The following is a 17,536-nucleotide window of genomic DNA, read 5'->3' as shown; positions in this document are numbered from 1 at the left end:
TTATGCACGAGAATCAACAACCACAAACCGAGGCTTTTGAGCTGAGTGCGGCAGAGCGTGAAGCGATTGAGCACGAGATGCACCACTACGAAGACCCGCGTGCGGCGTCCATTGAAGCGCTGAAAATCGTTCAGAAGCAGCGTGGCTGGGTGCCGGACGGCGCGATCCACGCGATCGCTGACGTTCTGGGTATTCCGGCAAGCGATGTTGAAGGTGTGGCAACGTTCTACAGCCAGATCTTCCGCCAGCCGGTGGGTCGCCATGTGATCCGCTATTGTGACAGCGTGGTTTGTCACATCAACGGTTACCAGGGAATTCAGGCGGCGCTGGAGAAAAAACTGAATATCAAACCAGGGCAAACGACGTTTGACGGTCGCTTTACGCTGCTGCCAACCTGCTGCCTGGGGAACTGCGACAAAGGGCCAAACATGATGATCGATGAGGACACTCACGCGCATCTGACCCCGGAAGCGATCCCTGAACTGCTGGAGCGGTATAAATGAAAAACATTATCCGTACTCCCGAAACGCATCCGCTGACCTGGCGTCTGCGCGATGACAAACAGCCGGTGTGGCTGGACGAATACCGCAGTAAAAACGGTTACGAAGGGGCGCGTAAGGCGCTGACCGGGCTTTCTCCGGACGAAATCGTCAATCAGGTCAAAGATTCCGGTCTGAAAGGGCGCGGCGGCGCGGGCTTCTCTACTGGCCTGAAGTGGAGCCTGATGCCGAAAGACGAATCCATGAACATCCGTTACCTGCTGTGTAACGCCGATGAAATGGAACCGGGCACCTATAAAGACCGTTTGCTGATGGAGCAACTGCCGCACCTGCTGGTGGAAGGTATGTTGATCTCTGCCTTTGCGCTGAAAGCGTATCGCGGCTACATCTTCCTGCGTGGCGAATATATCGAAGCGGCAGTGAATCTGCGTCGTGCCATTGCCGAAGCGACCGAAGCGGGGCTGCTCGGCAAAAACATTATGGGAACAGGTTTTGATTTCGAACTGTTCGTCCATACCGGGGCAGGACGCTACATCTGCGGTGAAGAAACTGCGTTAATCAACTCTCTGGAAGGGCGTCGCGCTAACCCGCGCTCGAAGCCGCCATTCCCGGCAACCTCAGGCGCATGGGGCAAACCGACCTGTGTTAACAACGTCGAAACCCTGTGTAACGTTCCGGCGATCCTCGCTAACGGCGTGGAGTGGTATCAGAACATCTCGAAAAGCAAAGATGCTGGCACCAAGCTGATGGGCTTCTCTGGTCGGGTGAAAAATCCGGGTCTGTGGGAACTGCCGTTCGGTACTACCGCGCGTGAAATCCTTGAAGATTACGCTGGTGGTATGCGTGACGGGCTGAAATTCAAAGCCTGGCAGCCAGGCGGCGCGGGCACTGACTTCCTGACAGAAGCGCACCTTGACCTGCCGATGGAGTTCGAAAGTATCGGTAAAGCGGGTAGCCGTCTGGGTACGGCGCTGGCGATGGCCGTTGACCACGAGATCAACATGGTGTCGCTGGTACGTAACCTGGAAGAGTTTTTCGCCCGTGAATCCTGTGGCTGGTGTACGCCGTGCCGCGATGGTCTGCCGTGGAGTGTGAAAATTCTGCGTGCACTGGAGCGTGGCGAAGGTCAGCCTGGCGATATCGAAACACTTGAGCAACTGTGTCGATTCTTAGGCCCGGGTAAAACCTTCTGTGCCCACGCACCAGGTGCAGTGGAGCCGTTACAGAGCGCCATCAAATATTTCCGTGAAGAATTTGAAGCGGGAATCAAACAGCCGTTCAGCAATACCCATTTGATTAATGGGATTCAGCCGAACCTGCTGAAAGAGCGCTGGTAACCGAATTTCGATTAACGCTCAGTCTATGACTGAGAAAACTGGAAGCATGCTAATGGCTACAATTCATGTAGACGGCAAAGAATACGAGGTCAACGGAGCGGACAACCTGCTGGAAGCTTGTCTGTCTCTGGGCCTTGATATTCCTTACTTTTGCTGGCATCCGGCGCTGGGAAGCGTCGGTGCTTGCCGCCAGTGTGCGGTGAAGCAATACCAAAACGCGGAAGACACGCGTGGTCGCCTGGTGATGTCCTGTATGACACCGGCTTCCGATGGCACCTTTATTTCCATTGACGACGAAGAAGCGAAACAGTTCCGTGAAAGTGTGGTCGAGTGGTTAATGACCAACCACCCGCACGACTGTCCGGTCTGTGAAGAGGGTGGTAACTGCCATCTTCAGGATATGACCGTGATGACCGGGCATACCTTCCGTCGCTACCGTTTCACCAAACGTACCCACCGCAATCAGGATCTGGGGCCGTTCATCTCTCATGAAATGAACCGCTGCATCGCCTGCTACCGCTGCGTGCGTTACTACAAAGATTACGCTGACGGTACGGATCTGGGCGTTTATGGCGCGCACGACAACGTTTACTTCGGTCGCCCGGAAGACGGCACCCTGGAAAGCGAGTTCTCCGGTAACCTGGTGGAAATTTGCCCGACCGGCGTATTCACCGATAAAACGCACTCCGAGCGTTATAACCGTAAATGGGATATGCAGTTTGCGCCGAGTATCTGCCAGCAATGTTCCATCGGTTGTAACACCAGCCCGGGTGAACGTTATGGTGAACTGCGTCGTATCGAAAACCGTTACAACGGTACGGTAAACCATTACTTCCTCTGCGACCGTGGTCGTTTCGGCTACGGCTACGTCAACCTGAAGGATCGTCCACGTCAGCCGGTACAGCGTCGTGGCGATGATTTCATCACCCTCAACGCCGAGCAGGCGATGCAAGGTGCGGCAGATATTCTGCGTCAGTCGAAGAAAGTCATCGGCATCGGTTCTCCGCGTGCCAGCGTGGAAAGCAACTTTGCGCTGCGTGAACTGGTTGGCGAAGAAAACTTCTACACCGGTATCGCTCACGGTGAGCAGGAACGTCTGCAACTGGCGCTGAAAGTGCTGCGTGAAGGCGGCATTTATACTCCGGCACTGCGTGAAATCGAATCTTACGATGCAGTACTGGTGCTGGGCGAAGATGTTACACAGACCGGGGCACGCGTCGCGCTGGCGGTTCGTCAGGCAGTAAAAGGCAAAGCGCGTGAAATGGCGGCAGCACAGAAAGTGGCTGACTGGCAGATTGCGGCAATCCTCAACATTGGCCAACGTGCCAAGCACCCGCTGTTTGTTACTAACGTTGATGACACCCGCCTGGATGACATCGCGGCGTGGACTTACCGCGCACCGGTTGAAGATCAGGCGCGTTTAGGTTTTGCCATCGCCCACGCGCTGGACAACTCCGCACCAGCGGTTGACGGTATCGAGCCGGAGCTGCAAAGCAAAGTCGACGTCATCGTACAGGCACTGGCTGGTGCGAAGAAACCGTTGATTATCTCCGGCACTAACGCCGGTAGTACAGAAGTGATTCAGGCTGCAGCTAACGTAGCGAAAGCCCTGAAAGGTCGCGGCGCTGACGTAGGTATCACTATGATTGCCCGTTCCGTAAACAGTATGGGGCTGGGCATTATGGGCGGCGGTTCGCTTGAAGAAGCCCTGACCGAACTGGAAACCGGACGCGCCGATGCAGTGGTGGTGCTGGAAAACGATCTACATCGTCACGCTTCCGCGACCCGCGTGAACGCCGCGCTGGCAAAAGCGCCGCTGGTGATGGTGGTTGACCATCAGCGCACGGCGATTATGGAAAACGCCCATCTGGTGCTTTCCGCTGCCAGCTTTGCTGAAAGCGACGGTACGGTGATCAACAACGAAGGTCGTGCTCAACGTTTCTTCCAGGTTTACGATCCGTCTTACTACGACAGCAAAACGGTGATGCTGGAAAGCTGGCGCTGGTTGCACTCGCTGCACAGTACGCTGCTGAGTCGAGAAGTGGACTGGACGCAGCTCGACCATGTGATTGACGCCGTCGTGGCGAAGATCCCGGAACTTGCTGGCATCAAAGATGCCGCGCCGGATGCGACATTCCGCATTCGTGGTCAGAAACTGGCTCGTGAGCCGCACCGTTACAGTGGCCGTACCGCCATGCGCGCCAATATCAGCGTTCATGAACCGCGTCAGCCGCAGGATATCGACACCATGTTCACCTTCTCGATGGAAGGTAACAACCAGCCGACCGCGCACCGTTCGCAAGTGCCGTTTGCCTGGGCACCGGGCTGGAACTCCCCGCAGGCGTGGAACAAATTCCAGGACGAAGTGGGTGGCAAATTGCGCTTTGGCGATCCGGGCGTGCGTTTGTTTGAAGCCAGCGAAAACGGTCTGGATTACTTCACCAGCGTACCGGCACGCTTCCAGCCGCAGGAAGGGAAATGGCGTATCGCGCCGTACTACCATCTGTTTGGCAGCGATGAACTGTCACAGCGTGCTCCGGTATTCCAGAGCCGTATGCCGCAGCCGTATATCAAACTCAACCCGGCAGATGCCGCGAAGTTGGGCGTGAATGCGGGTACTCGCGTCTCCTTTAGTTACGATGGCAACACGGTCACGCTACCGGTTGAAATCGCAGAAGGGCTGACGGCAGGGCAGGTGGGCTTGCCGATGGGCATGTCCGGCATTGCTCCGGTGCTGGCTGGCGCGCATCTTGAGGATCTCAAGGAGGCACAACAATGACCTGGTTATCACCGGAACTGATTGAGATCCTGCTGACCATCCTCAAAGCGGTGGTGATCTTGCTGGTGGTTGTCACCTGCGGGGCATTCATGAGCTTTGGTGAACGTCGTCTGCTGGGGCTGTTCCAGAACCGTTACGGACCTAACCGTGTTGGCTGGGGCGGTTCGCTTCAGTTGGTCGCGGACATGATCAAAATGTTCTTTAAAGAAGACTGGATCCCGAAATTCTCGGATCGCGTCATCTTTACCCTTGCGCCGATGATCGCCTTTACCTCGTTGCTGCTGGCCTTTGCGATTGTGCCAGTCAGTCCGGGTTGGGTGGTTGCCGACCTGAACATCGGGATTTTGTTCTTCCTGATGATGGCAGGTCTGGCGGTTTACGCAGTGCTGTTTGCGGGCTGGTCAAGTAACAACAAATACTCGCTGCTGGGTGCGATGCGTGCTTCTGCGCAGACCCTAAGCTACGAAGTGTTCCTCGGGCTTTCCCTGATGGGCGTGGTGGCGCAGGCCGGTTCATTCAACATGACCGACATCGTTAACAGCCAGGCGCATGTATGGAACGTCATCCCGCAATTCTTTGGTTTTATTACCTTTGCCATCGCGGGCGTGGCGGTATGTCACCGTCACCCGTTTGACCAGCCGGAAGCCGAGCAGGAACTGGCGGATGGTTACCACATTGAATATTCCGGGATGAAATTCGGCCTGTTCTTCGTGGGTGAATACATCGGGATTGTGACCATCTCCGCACTGATGGTGACGTTGTTCTTCGGTGGCTGGCAAGGCCCGTTGTTACCGCCATTCATCTGGTTCGCGCTGAAAACTGCGTTCTTTATGATGATGTTCATTTTGATTCGTGCGTCGTTGCCGCGTCCGCGTTATGACCAGGTAATGTCCTTCGGCTGGAAAATCTGCCTGCCGCTGACGCTGATCAACTTGCTGGTAACGGCGGCTGTCATTCTCTGGCAGGCGCAATAAGGGGCACTAAGACCATGACCTTAAAAGAATTGTTAGTAGGTTTCGGCACCCAGGTTCGTAGTATCTGGATGATCGGCCTGCACGCGTTTGCCAAGCGCGAAACGCGAATGTACCCGGAAGAGCCGGTCTATCTGCCGCCCCGTTATCGTGGTCGTATCGTTCTGACCCGCGATCCGGACGGCGAAGAGCGTTGCGTAGCCTGTAACCTCTGCGCAGTAGCCTGCCCGGTCGGCTGTATCTCGCTGCAAAAAGCAGAAACCAAAGACGGTCGCTGGTATCCGGAATTTTTCCGCATCAACTTCTCACGCTGCATTTTCTGTGGTCTGTGCGAAGAAGCCTGTCCGACCACGGCGATTCAGTTAACCCCGGATTTCGAGATGGGGGAATACAAACGCCAGGATCTGGTTTACGAGAAAGAGGATCTGCTGATCTCCGGTCCGGGCAAATACCCGGAATATAACTTCTACCGGATGGCAGGTATGGCAATCGACGGCAAAGATAAGGGCGAAGCAGAGAACGAAGCCAAGCCTATCGACGTCAAGAGCCTGTTACCGTAAGGAGAGGGGCAATGGAGTTCGCTTTTTATATCTGTGGCCTGATAGCCATACTTGCGACCTTGCGAGTGATCACCCATACCAATCCGGTACACGCACTGCTGTACCTGATTATTTCGCTGCTGGCGATTTCCGGGGTGTTCTTCTCACTGGGCGCTTACTTTGCCGGTGCGCTGGAAATTATCGTCTACGCGGGTGCCATTATGGTGCTGTTCGTGTTCGTGGTGATGATGCTCAACCTGGGCGGTTCGGAAATCGAACAGGAACGCCAGTGGCTGAAACCGCAGGTGTGGATTGGTCCGGCAATTTTGTCGGCCATCATGCTGGTGGTGATTGTTTACGCCATTCTCGGTGTTAACGATCAGGGTATCGATGGTACGCCAATCAGCGCCAAAGCAGTGGGTATTACGCTGTTCGGGCCTTACGTGCTGGCGGTTGAACTGGCCTCTATGCTGCTGCTGGCCGGTCTGGTTGTGGCCTTCCACGTCGGTCGCGAAGAGCGTGCGGGTGAAGTGCTGAGCAATCGCAAAGACGACAGCGCGAAAAGAAAAACGGAGGAGCACGCATGATCCCCTTACAACATGGACTGATCCTCGCGGCAATCTTGTTCGTTCTTGGCTTAACCGGTCTGGTTATCCGTCGCAATCTGCTGTTTATGCTGATTGGTCTGGAAATCATGATTAACGCCTCCGCGCTGGCCTTTGTGGTCGCCGGGAGCTACTGGGGCCAGACCGACGGTCAGGTGATGTACATTCTTGCCATCAGCCTCGCGGCGGCGGAAGCGAGTATCGGTCTTGCGCTGCTGCTGCAACTTCACCGTCGTCGCCAGAACCTGAACATCGATTCAGTAAGTGAGATGCGCGGATGAACATGCTTGCCTTAACCATTATTTTGCCATTAATTGGCTTCATTCTGCTGGCGTTCTCTCGCGGACGCTGGTCTGAAAATGTCTCAGCGATCGTTGGCGTTGGCTCTGTGGGCCTGGCTGCGCTGGTGACTGCTTTTATCGGCGTCGATTTCTTCGCTAACGGTGAGCAGGCTTACAGCCAGCCGCTGTGGACGTGGATGTCGGTAGGCGACTTTAACATCGGTTTCAACCTGGTGCTGGACGGCCTGTCACTGACCATGCTCTCAGTGGTCACCGGTGTGGGTTTCCTGATCCACATGTACGCATCCTGGTATATGCGCGGTGAAGAGGGCTACTCTCGCTTCTTCGCTTACACCAACCTGTTCATTGCCAGCATGGTGGTTCTGGTTCTGGCCGACAACCTGCTGCTGATGTACCTCGGCTGGGAAGGCGTGGGCCTGTGCTCCTATCTGCTGATCGGTTTCTATTACACCGATCCGAAGAATGGTGCCGCGGCAATGAAAGCGTTTGTCGTGACCCGTGTCGGTGACGTGTTCCTCGCTTTCGCGCTGTTCATTCTCTACAACGAACTGGGCACGCTGAACTTCCGCGAAATGGTGGAACTGGCACCGGCGCACTTTGCAGACGGCAATAACATGCTGATGTGGGCGACGCTGATGCTGCTGGGTGGTGCGGTTGGTAAATCTGCGCAGTTGCCGTTGCAGACATGGCTTGCCGACGCGATGGCTGGCCCGACGCCTGTCTCTGCGCTGATCCACGCCGCAACCATGGTAACCGCAGGTGTTTACCTGATCGCCCGTACCCACGGCCTGTTCCTGATGACCCCGGAAGTTCTGCATCTGGTGGGTATTGTCGGGGCGGTTACCTTGCTGCTGGCTGGTTTTGCTGCGTTGGTACAGACCGACATCAAACGTGTTCTCGCTTACTCCACCATGAGTCAGATTGGCTACATGTTCCTCGCGCTTGGCGTGCAGGCATGGGATGCGGCGATTTTCCACTTGATGACCCACGCATTCTTTAAAGCGCTGCTGTTCCTGGCATCCGGTTCTGTCATTCTGGCCTGTCATCACGAACAGAACATCTTCAAGATGGGCGGTCTGCGTAAATCTATTCCGCTGGTTTATCTCTGCTTCCTGGTGGGCGGCGCGGCGCTGTCGGCACTGCCGCTGGTCACTGCGGGCTTCTTCAGTAAGGATGAGATCCTCGCGGGTGCGATGGCGAATGGTCATATCAATCTGATGGTGGCTGGTCTGGTCGGTGCGTTTATGACCTCGCTCTACACCTTCCGTATGATTTTCATCGTCTTCCACGGAAAAGAACAAATTCACGCTCACGCCGTGAAAGGGATCACCCACAGCCTGCCGCTGATTGTGCTGCTGATCCTTTCCACCTTCGTTGGCGCACTGATTGTACCGCCGCTGCAGGGCGTGCTTCCGCAAACCACGGAGCTGGCACACGGCAGTATGTTGACCCTGGAAATTACCTCTGGCGTGGTTGCAGTTGTTGGCATTTTGCTGGCAGCCTGGCTGTGGCTGGGTAAACGTACTCTGGTGACTTCTATCGCCAACAGTGCACCGGGTCGTCTGCTGGGGACCTGGTGGTACAACGCCTGGGGCTTTGACTGGCTGTACGACAAAGTGTTCGTCAAACCGTTCCTGGGGATCGCCTGGTTGCTGAAACGCGATCCGCTGAACTCAATGATGAACATCCCGGCGATCCTCTCGCGCTTTGCGGGTAAAGGTCTGTTGCTCAGTGAGAACGGCTACCTGCGCTGGTATGTGGCATCCATGAGCATCGGTGCGGTCGTGGTGCTGGCACTGTTGATGGTACTGCGTTGAGTTAAGGATTGTGGGATTTGCCCTCGGGCATATAAGAACGTAGGTCGGATAAGCCACTACAGCGGCGCATCCGACACTCCCCCCAATCCGAAGTGAATTTTCTGTCGTGAGAATTCGTTGAAAATCCGGTCCTGACGGGACTTTTACAAGGAATAAAGATCGCCATGTTACTACCCTGGCTAATATTAATTCCCTTTATTGGCGGCTTCCTGTGCTGGCAGACCGAACGCTTTGGCGTAAAGGTGCCGCGCTGGATCGCGCTAATCACCATGGGATTGACGCTGGCGCTGTCGCTGCAACTGTGGTTGCAGGGCGGTTATTCACTGACGCAATCCGCCGGAATTCCGCAGTGGCAGTCTGAATTCGACATGCCGTGGATCCCGCGTTTTGGAATCTCTATTCACCTCGCCATTGATGGTCTGTCGTTGCTGATGGTCGTGCTGACAGGTCTGCTCGGCGTGCTGGCGGTACTTTGCTCGTGGAATGAGATCGAAAAATATCAGGGCTTCTTCCACCTCAACCTGATGTGGATCCTGGGCGGTGTTATCGGCGTGTTCCTTGCCATCGACATGTTCCTGTTCTTCTTCTTCTGGGAAATGATGCTGGTGCCGATGTACTTCCTGATCGCACTGTGGGGGCATAAAGCTTCTGACGGTAAAACGCGTATCACGGCGGCAACCAAATTCTTCATCTACACCCAGGCGAGTGGTCTGGTGATGTTGATCGCCATCCTGGCGCTGGTCTTCGTTCACTACAATGCGACTGGTGTCTGGACCTTCAACTATGAAGAGCTGCTGAATACGCCAATGTCCAGCGGTGTGGAATATCTGTTGATGCTGGGCTTCTTCATCGCCTTTGCGGTGAAAATGCCGGTGGTTCCACTGCACGGTTGGTTGCCAGATGCCCACTCCCAGGCACCGACTGCCGGTTCCGTTGACCTCGCGGGGATCTTGCTGAAAACCGCCGCTTACGGTCTGCTGCGTTTCTCCCTGCCGTTGTTCCCGAACGCGTCGGCAGAGTTTGCGCCAATCGCGATGTGGCTGGGTGTTATCGGCATCTTCTACGGTGCGTGGATGGCCTTTGCCCAGACTGATATCAAACGTTTGATCGCCTACACCTCGGTTTCCCACATGGGCTTCGTGCTGATTGCTATCTATACCGGCAGCCAGTTGGCCTACCAGGGCGCGGTTATTCAGATGATTGCGCACGGCTTGTCGGCGGCGGGTCTGTTTATTCTCTGCGGTCAGCTCTATGAACGTATCCACACCCGTGACATGCGCATGATGGGCGGTCTGTGGAGCAAAATGAAATGGCTGCCAGCACTGTCGCTGTTCTTTGCTGTGGCAACGCTTGGGATGCCGGGCACTGGTAACTTCGTCGGTGAATTTATGATTCTGTTCGGCAGCTTCCAGGTCGTCCCGGTCATTACCGTTATCTCTACTTTTGGGCTGGTCTTTGCGTCTGTTTATTCGCTGGCAATGCTGCATCGCGCTTACTTCGGTAAGGCGAAAAGCGAGATTGCCAGCCAGGAACTGCCAGGGATGTCGCTGCGTGAGTTGTTTATGATCCTGTTGCTGGTGGTGCTGCTGGTACTGCTGGGCTTCTGGCCGCAGCCGATTCTGGATACCTCGCACTCCGCGATTGGCAATATCCAGCAGTGGTTTGTTAATTCCGTTACTACTACAAGGCCGTAAATCGCCATGACAATAACTCCACAAAACCTGATCGCACTGCTACCGTTGCTGATCGTCGGCTTGACGGTGGTGGTTGTGATGCTCTCCATTGCGTGGCGACGCAATCACTTCCTCAACGCCACGCTGTCGGTCATTGGGCTTAACGCGGCGCTGGTTTCGCTCTGGTTTGTTGGCCAGGCGGGCGCTATGGACGTCACGCCGCTGATGCGCGTTGATGGTTTCGCCATGCTCTACACCGGGCTGGTACTGCTGGCGAGCCTCGCCACCTGTACTTTTGCCTACCCGTGGCTTGAAGGTTATAACGACAATAAGGACGAGTTCTACCTGTTGGTGTTAATTGCCGCCTTGGGTGGGATCTTGCTGGCGAATGCCAACCATCTGGCGTCTCTGTTCCTCGGTATCGAACTGATCTCTCTGCCGTTGTTTGGCCTGGTCGGTTACGCTTTCCGCCAGAAACGTTCGCTGGAAGCCAGTATCAAATACACCATTCTTTCTGCCGCAGCGTCTTCTTTCTTGCTGTTCGGTATGGCGCTGGTGTACGCGCAGTCTGGCGACCTGTCGTTCGTCGCGCTGGGTAAAAACCTCGGTGATGGTATGCTCAACGAGCCGCTGTTACTGGCGGGTTTTGGCCTGATGATTGTCGGCCTCGGCTTCAAACTTTCTCTGGTGCCGTTCCACCTGTGGACACCAGACGTATACCAGGGCGCGCCTGCGCCGGTTTCCACCTTCCTGGCGACGGCGAGCAAAATCGCTATCTTCGGCGTGGTGATGCGTCTGTTCCTTTACGCACCGGTGGGCGACAGCGAAGCGATTCGCGTGGTGCTGGCGATTATCGCCTTTGCCTCCATCATCTTCGGTAACCTGATGGCGCTGAGCCAGACCAATATCAAACGTCTGCTCGGTTACTCGTCTATCTCTCACCTCGGTTATCTGCTGGTGGCACTGATTGCGCTGCAAACCGGCGAGATGTCGATGGAAGCGGTAGGGGTTTACCTCGCCGGTTATCTGTTCAGCAGCCTCGGCGCGTTCGGTGTGGTCAGCCTGATGTCCAGCCCGTATCGTGGCCCGGATGCTGATTCCCTGTTCTCTTACCGCGGACTGTTCTGGCATCGTCCGATCCTCGCGGCGGTGATGACGGTGATGATGCTGTCACTGGCCGGTATCCCGATGACGCTGGGCTTTATCGGTAAGTTCTACGTGCTGGCGGTCGGTGTTCAGGCGCACCTGTGGTGGCTGGTGGGCGCTGTGGTTGTCGGTTCGGCAATCGGCCTCTACTACTACCTGCGCGTGGCGGTGAGCCTGTACCTTCATGGTTCAGAACAGCCAAACCGTGATGCACCGTCAGACTGGCAGTACACGGCAGGCGGCATCGTGGTGCTGATCTCCGCACTGTTGGTACTGGTGCTGGGTGTATGGCCGCAACCGCTGATCAGCATTGTACGTTTGGCAATGCCGCTGATGTAAGCAGTCAGTTCGTAAGTCAGAAAGCCGCCGACATGTTCGGCGGTTTTTTTATGGTGCCTTTGACACCATCACCCAACAATAACCGTCAGCGCATGATTCCCTTGTCGCAGCATACGTCGATACGCGCTAATCAACTTCTCCATATCAAGCATGATCGACGCAAAGAGTTGCCCCTCTAACTCTTCTGAAAAGGTCACTCCCGGATAAATCTCCATTTCATTGAGTCGCTTAATGGAAAACTGTTTACGCAGCTCACTTCGATCCAGAGCTTCCAGGCGGTCGATTGTCGCGGCTAACTCCTGATTCCAGGTCAATCCCAGGAAACCATCTATGCCATCTTCGAGGCTGTGTTCACCAAGCACGGCACGACTTAGCGGGTCATTCTTCGCGGGATCAAAAGCAGAGGTGCCTGTCAGGCCAAAATGTAAAAAATCCCAGCGCTTATCAATATCCAGTCGGCGTAAACCTGAAAGCGTGTCGTGAATATTGTCCATCAAAGGTTTTTCAGTAGACTCAAGCAGTTGGTTAACCTTTTCTGAATTAATTTCCGCAAAATAACCAATCATTCCCATTTGTTTTCCTCCGTTGAATTTCATTTTTCGCATCTTAAATCAGATGCCACAAAATAAAATTACAGCAGTCATTTTTCTGGAGCTGCCTCGAGAAATTTTTATTATTTACTGTTATGCAACAAACTAATAACGCCATCAATTACCTGCGCCATTTTCTGGTAATTGAGTCTGTCTGCAGTATCGCCAGACTGGTGATATTGTTTATTTCGATAAAACGCAGTGTCTGTAATCATGACGGCAGGAATATCTTGCTGCCAGTAATTGAGATGGTCGGAGAAATCGATACCGGGAATAAATCCCGGTGCGTTAATAGAATAAACAGGCAACTCTGTTGCTGATAACAACGCAGATTTTACCTGACGCACAGCGCTGATATCCTGCATTCTGCCAACCACTGCAATAAAATCACCACGGTCGGGATAAAGCCAGGACATGACAGAGTAAGGGTAATCCTGACTCCCGGATGCGGAGTCGTAATAACCAATCATCTCCAGCGCTATCATTAATTTCACCGGACGCTCAAGCGAAGCGGCGTGTACCGCGCTCCCCATTTCATCGCTACGAAAGAAGGGCGGTTCTTCCGACGCATAGGCGACTAGTTGAACGCCTGTTTTCGGCGCTTGCTGCTGTAACAAACGTGCCAGCTCCAGTAGTCCGGCGACGCCGCTGGCGTTATCATCCGCGCCTGGCGTATAGATTAATTGGTCGTTTTCATAACTGGTTGCGGAATCATAGTGCGCCCCAATAATAATCAGCGATCCATCGGCAGGACCGTAATCAGCAACAATGTTTTTGTAGGGGCCACCAGTAATGGGGACGTCCTGCACGGTAACTCTGGCACCGCTACTGACAAAGACCTCTTTTATATACTCTGCGGATCTATTCAGATTATCAATATTGTCAGCACTACGTGGATGCACAGTTTGTGTAAAGTAACGAACTGTTTTTTCTAATTGCTCGGGACTTGCGTGCCGGGGCGTTGGCGGTAATGCATTGACCCAGGGTTGATAAAAAACAATTAGAGGAAGTGAAAGCAAGAACAATATAAAAAAGGGAAAGGTTATTTTTTTTATATACAAATTATTAATAGGTTTTGTTGTTGAATTATTATTTGTTATGGGTTTCGGGATTGTATTTTATTAAGATTGGTCGGATTATACAAAGAGTCTATTTTATGTCTGGTAGCTGAGTTTATTTAAAAGGATTTTATATGCGAAATAAAAATATAATCATGTTGCTTATTAGTAGTTTGATTTTGTCAGGATGTGGGCAGGAATCTGATGATAAGGAAAGTCAGCAACAACAATCTACTACACCCACAGACCAGCAAGTACTTGCCGCGCAACAAGCGGCAACAAAAGTGGCGGAGCAAAGAGCCGCCGCCGCTAAAGCCGCTGCAGACGCGAAAGCAAAAACCTTAGCCCAGCATGAAGCGCAACAATCCTCAGACAAACAGGCTTTGCCGGGGCGATTGCAGGAAGCGCCAACATTTGAAAGAGCGGCTAAAGCAAAAGCTACACGTATCGCAAATCCAGGAACAGCTCGCTACCAGCAGTTCGATGATAATCCGGTTAAGCAGGTAGCGCAAAACCCGTTGGCGACGTTTAGCCTTGACGTCGACACTGGCAGCTATGCAAATGTACGGCGTTTCCTCAATCAAGGGCTGTTACCTCCGCCAGACTCTGTGCGGGTGGAGGAGATGGTCAATTATTTTCCGTCAGACTGGGTTATTAATGATAAAAGCAATAATAAAGAGCCTGTTCCCGCCACTAAGCCAATACCTTTCGCTATGCGCTATGAACTGGCATCTGCGCTCTGGAATGAGCAGCGAACATTGCTGAAAGTTGATATCCTGGCGAAAGATCGCAAAAGTGAAGAGTTACCAGCTTCTAATCTGGTCTTTCTTATCGACACTTCTGGTTCAATGATTTCTAGTGAACGTTTGCCACTTATTCAGTCTTCGTTGAAATTATTGGTCAAAGAACTTCGTGAGCAGGATAACATTGCCATCGTAACCTACGCTGGCGACTCCCGTATTGCGTTGCCTTCTACCTCAGGGAATCACAAGTCAGAAATTAATGCCGCGATTGATTCGCTGGATGCGGAAGGCAGTACCAATGGCGGTGCCGGGCTGGAACTGGCTTATCAGCAGGCGGCGAAGGGGTTTATTAAGGGCGGCATCAATCGCATTTTATTGGCCACTGACGGTGACTTTAACGTTGGTATTGACGATCCAAAATCGATTGAATCAATGGTCAAAAAACAGCGGGAGTCCGGTGTTACTCTTTCGACGCTTGGCGTGGGGGATGACAATTACAACGAGGCAATGATGGTGCGAATTGCCGATGTTGGTAACGGCAACTACAGCTACATTGATACTCTCTCTGAAGCGCAGAAAGTGTTGAACAGTGAAATGCGGCAGACGTTGATTACCGTAGCAAAAGATGTCAAAGCGCAAATAGAGTTTAACCCCGCGTGGGTAACGGAATACCGTCAGATTGGTTATGAAAAGCGCCAACTTCGGGCGGAGGATTTTAATAACGACAACGTTGATGCGGGGGATATTGGCGCAGGTAAACATATAACGTTGTTATTCGAATTAACGCTGAATGGGCAAAAAGCATCAATTGATAAGTTACGCTATGCCCCGGATAACAAATCAGCGAAATCAGATAAAGCGAAAGAACTGACCTGGTTAAAGATTCGTTGGAAATACCCGCAGGGAAAAGAAAGTCAGTTAGTTGAATTCCCGTTGGCACCCACAATAAACGCACCTTCAGAAGATATGCGTTTTCGCGCAGCAGTCGCTGCGTTTGGGCAAAAATTGCGCGGTTCTGAATACCTGAATAATACATCCTGGCAGCAGATCGAACAGTGGGCGCGGCAAGCGAAAGGACCGGATCAACAAGGCTACAGAGCGGAATTTATTCGCCTGATTGGGCTGGCGGAAGGTCTGGACAATTCACAAAACTAAAAATGATAAATCTGTTTGCCGGATATCGACATCAAGCGTATTCGGCAAACAGATGAAAAATACGTCAAATAAGTGCGTTGGCATCATTAAATTAATCTGCCAACTAACCACCGCTTTCGACTTAAATGCTAAACACCGCGAAATCGCTCGCCAGTTCGGTTGCCGGGAAAATCGACCGGCATTCGTGTAACAAGTGCTGACAGCCTTTATCATCATAGCGCGAACTAACATGGGTAATGATTAGTTTACCGACACCAGCTTCACGGGCCAGTGCCGCCGCCTGGCGTGTGGAGCTGTGGCCGCGACTGTTGGCTTTGGCCTCCATCGCCATATCCAGCGTCGCTTCGTGAACCATTATGTCGACACCTTTAGCAAGGTCGATTGCGGCATCGCAAGGGCCGGTATCACCGAAAATGGCGATTGATTTACCCGGTGTAGGCGCGTCTAAATAATCAGCACCGTTAATCTGCCGACCGTCTTCCAGCGTGACTGTTTTGCCTTTTTTCAAATCCTGAAATAACGGACCGGGTTGTACACCGGCATCTTTTAACGCCCGGGCGTTCAGCGCGCCAGGTTTATCATGTTCTTCAATACGATAGCCGTAACATTCCAGCGGATGTTCCATCGGATAAGCTGTCACTTTACGCAAGCCATCATCAAGAATTTCGCCTGCGCTAATTTCAATAATCTCCAGTGGATAATCAGTCCACGAGCCACTAATGCGTAACGCTGTCTCAACAAATTCACGGATACCTTGCGGACCATAAATGGTTAAGGGTTGCACAATGCCTGACATGGAACGACTGCATAGCAACCCGGGCAAGCCAAAAAGATGATCGCCATGTAAATGGCTTATAAAAATCCTGTCCAGTTTTCCGGGGTTAAATGCCGTGTGCAACATCTGGTGTTGTGTACCTTCACCGCAGTCAAATAACCAAAGCCCGGCTCGCGTTGGATGTTGCAGATTAAGCAATATTGCCGTGACATTCCGTGTTCGGGTCGGAACCCCCGCTGAAGTACCTAAAAAAATTAATTCCATGAGTTCATCACGCTGCTGAAAATATTCCAGCTAGTATAAAGCAAACAGCACAAAGGAGCCTTCCATGATCGACTGGCAAGATCTGCATCATTCTGATTTATCTGTTTCTCAGCTTTATGCCTTATTACAACTACGCTGCGCGGTATTTGTGGTGGAGCAAAACTGCCCTTATCAGGATATCGACGGTGATGATCTGGTAGGAGAAAATCGCCATCTTCTCGGCTGGCATCACGGGACACTGGTGGCGTATGCGAGGATCCTGAAAAGTGATGATGATCTCGAACCGGTGGTGATTGGTCGGGTGATTGTCAGCGAAGCCTTACGCGGCGAAAAAATCGGTCAGCAATTGATGAGCAAGGCGCTGGAATCATGTACGCGCCACTGGCCGGACAAGGCGATTTATCTGGGGGCGCAGGCGCACTTACAAAACTTTTATGAGCAATTTGGTTTCATCCCAGTGACCGATATTTATGAGGAAGATGGTATTCCGCATATCGGGATGGCGCGCGAGGTTAATCAGGCGTGATTGATAACAGTTGTCTATAGTTAGTGGCAGGTTTTACGTAAATGGAGAACGAGAATGTCTAATCAATTTAGTGATACACGTATCGATGACGACCTGACGTTACTGAGCGAAACACTGGAAGAGGTGCTACGCTCCTCTGGCGATCCCGCCGATCAAAAATATGTTGAGCTAAAGGCGCGGGCAGAAAAGGCGCTGGATGATGTGAAAAAAAGGGTAAGTCAGGCTTCCGACAGCTATTACTATCGGGCGAAGCAGGCGGTATATCGTGCCGATGACTACGTCCATGAAAAACCCTGGCAGGGGATTGGCGTGGGCGCGGCCGTTGGACTGGTATTAGGACTGTTGCTGGCACGCCGTTAAAACCTCCCTACACTGGGGTACTGCATTTTTTGTGCAGTACCCCGTATAATGTGAGGC

The 17,536-nt window shown here is 52.9% G+C and carries 16 protein-coding genes; 13 read left to right on the top strand and 3 right to left on the bottom strand.

Annotated elements, in window-relative coordinates; translation table 11 throughout:
- Positions 1–2 precede the first annotated feature (2 nt).
- The 10 genes from nuoE (at position 3) to nuoN (ending at position 12,008) form a co-directional block, all read left to right on the top strand.
- Positions 3–503 (top strand): NADH-quinone oxidoreductase subunit NuoE, encoded by a 501-nt coding sequence (gene nuoE / locus C7B16_RS08050; RefSeq protein WP_000545042.1) that lies wholly within the window; start codon positions 3–5, stop codon positions 501–503.
- Positions 500–1,837, top strand: a complete 1,338-nt coding sequence (gene nuoF / locus C7B16_RS08045) for an NADH-quinone oxidoreductase subunit NuoF (RefSeq protein ID WP_000789507.1) — start codon at positions 500–502, stop codon at positions 1,835–1,837. Before nuoE ends, nuoF begins: the two co-directional genes overlap by 4 nt.
- A 52-nt stretch (positions 1,838–1,889) precedes the next feature.
- Positions 1,890–4,616: an NADH-quinone oxidoreductase subunit NuoG gene (gene nuoG / locus C7B16_RS08040; protein ID WP_010376987.1), complete on the top strand. Its 2,727-nt coding sequence runs from the start codon at positions 1,890–1,892 to the stop codon at positions 4,614–4,616.
- On the top strand, positions 4,613–5,590 hold the full coding sequence (gene nuoH, locus C7B16_RS08035) for an NADH-quinone oxidoreductase subunit NuoH (protein ID WP_000220077.1): 978 nt from the start codon (positions 4,613–4,615) through the stop codon (positions 5,588–5,590). Before nuoG ends, nuoH begins: the two co-directional genes overlap by 4 nt.
- 14 nt (positions 5,591–5,604) lie before the next feature.
- Positions 5,605–6,147: an NADH-quinone oxidoreductase subunit NuoI gene (nuoI, locus tag C7B16_RS08030; RefSeq protein WP_000172749.1), complete on the top strand. Its 543-nt coding sequence runs from the start codon at positions 5,605–5,607 to the stop codon at positions 6,145–6,147.
- An 11-nt stretch (positions 6,148–6,158) separates the two neighbouring features.
- A complete protein-coding gene (nuoJ, locus tag C7B16_RS08025) occupies positions 6,159–6,713 on the top strand; it encodes an NADH-quinone oxidoreductase subunit J (protein WP_000393511.1) in 555 nt (184 codons plus the stop codon).
- Positions 6,710–7,012, top strand: a complete 303-nt coding sequence (nuoK, locus tag C7B16_RS08020) for an NADH-quinone oxidoreductase subunit NuoK (RefSeq protein ID WP_000612644.1) — start codon at positions 6,710–6,712, stop codon at positions 7,010–7,012. Before nuoJ ends, nuoK begins: the two co-directional genes overlap by 4 nt.
- Positions 7,009–8,850, top strand: a complete 1,842-nt coding sequence (gene nuoL / locus C7B16_RS08015; RefSeq protein ID WP_001516778.1) for an NADH-quinone oxidoreductase subunit L — start codon at positions 7,009–7,011, stop codon at positions 8,848–8,850. Before nuoK ends, nuoL begins: the two co-directional genes overlap by 4 nt.
- A gap of 164 nt (positions 8,851–9,014) precedes the next feature.
- Positions 9,015–10,544, top strand: coding sequence for an NADH-quinone oxidoreductase subunit M (gene nuoM, locus C7B16_RS08010; protein ID WP_001516777.1), 1,530 nt, complete (start codon positions 9,015–9,017; stop codon positions 10,542–10,544).
- Between the two features lie 6 nt (positions 10,545–10,550).
- Positions 10,551–12,008, top strand: a complete 1,458-nt coding sequence (nuoN, locus tag C7B16_RS08005; RefSeq protein ID WP_000156702.1) for an NADH-quinone oxidoreductase subunit NuoN — start codon at positions 10,551–10,553, stop codon at positions 12,006–12,008.
- Positions 12,009–12,076: 68 nt separating this feature from the next.
- On the opposite strand, the gene C7B16_RS08000 is transcribed toward nuoN, so the two are convergent.
- Together C7B16_RS08000 and C7B16_RS07995 are read right to left on the bottom strand one after the other, a co-directional pair.
- Positions 12,077–12,580, bottom strand: a complete 504-nt coding sequence (locus C7B16_RS08000) for a YfbM family protein (RefSeq protein WP_000525379.1) — start codon at positions 12,578–12,580, stop codon at positions 12,077–12,079.
- 101 nt (positions 12,581–12,681) lie between these two features.
- On the bottom strand, positions 12,682–13,653 hold the full coding sequence (locus C7B16_RS07995) for a M28 family metallopeptidase (RefSeq protein ID WP_001516775.1): 972 nt from the start codon (positions 13,651–13,653) through the stop codon (positions 12,682–12,684).
- 137 nt (positions 13,654–13,790) lie between these two features.
- On the opposite strand from C7B16_RS07995, the gene C7B16_RS07990 reads away from it, so the two are divergent.
- Entirely contained in the window at positions 13,791–15,554 is a 1,764-nt protein-coding gene (locus tag C7B16_RS07990; RefSeq protein WP_107179555.1) for a vWA domain-containing protein, read from the top strand.
- Between the two features lie 121 nt (positions 15,555–15,675).
- On the opposite strand, the gene rbn is transcribed toward C7B16_RS07990, so the two are convergent.
- The gene (gene rbn / locus C7B16_RS07985; protein WP_000420121.1) at positions 15,676–16,593 is read right to left on the bottom strand and encodes a ribonuclease BN; all 918 of its coding nucleotides are present in this window, start codon (positions 16,591–16,593) and stop codon (positions 15,676–15,678) included.
- Positions 16,594–16,657: 64 nt separating this feature from the next.
- Here rbn and C7B16_RS07980 point away from each other — a divergent pair, with 64 nt between their 5' ends.
- Together C7B16_RS07980 and elaB are read left to right on the top strand one after the other, a co-directional pair.
- The gene (locus tag C7B16_RS07980) at positions 16,658–17,119 is read left to right on the top strand and encodes a GNAT family N-acetyltransferase (RefSeq protein WP_000568147.1); all 462 of its coding nucleotides are present in this window, start codon (positions 16,658–16,660) and stop codon (positions 17,117–17,119) included.
- Between the two features lie 54 nt (positions 17,120–17,173).
- Positions 17,174–17,479 carry a stress response protein ElaB gene (elaB, locus tag C7B16_RS07975; RefSeq protein WP_000070671.1) on the top strand — a complete coding sequence of 102 codons (306 nt, stop codon included), beginning with the start codon at positions 17,174–17,176 and terminating at the stop codon, positions 17,477–17,479.
- Positions 17,480–17,536: the final 57 nt, after the last annotated feature.

Source organism: Escherichia sp. 20412-1, assembly GCF_003027595.1.
In the GTDB taxonomy this organism is placed as follows: domain Bacteria; phylum Pseudomonadota; class Gammaproteobacteria; order Enterobacterales; family Enterobacteriaceae; genus Escherichia; species Escherichia marmotae.
Note: the sequence above shows the minus strand (reverse complement) of the source record. Positions and strands in the feature narration are given on the sequence as shown.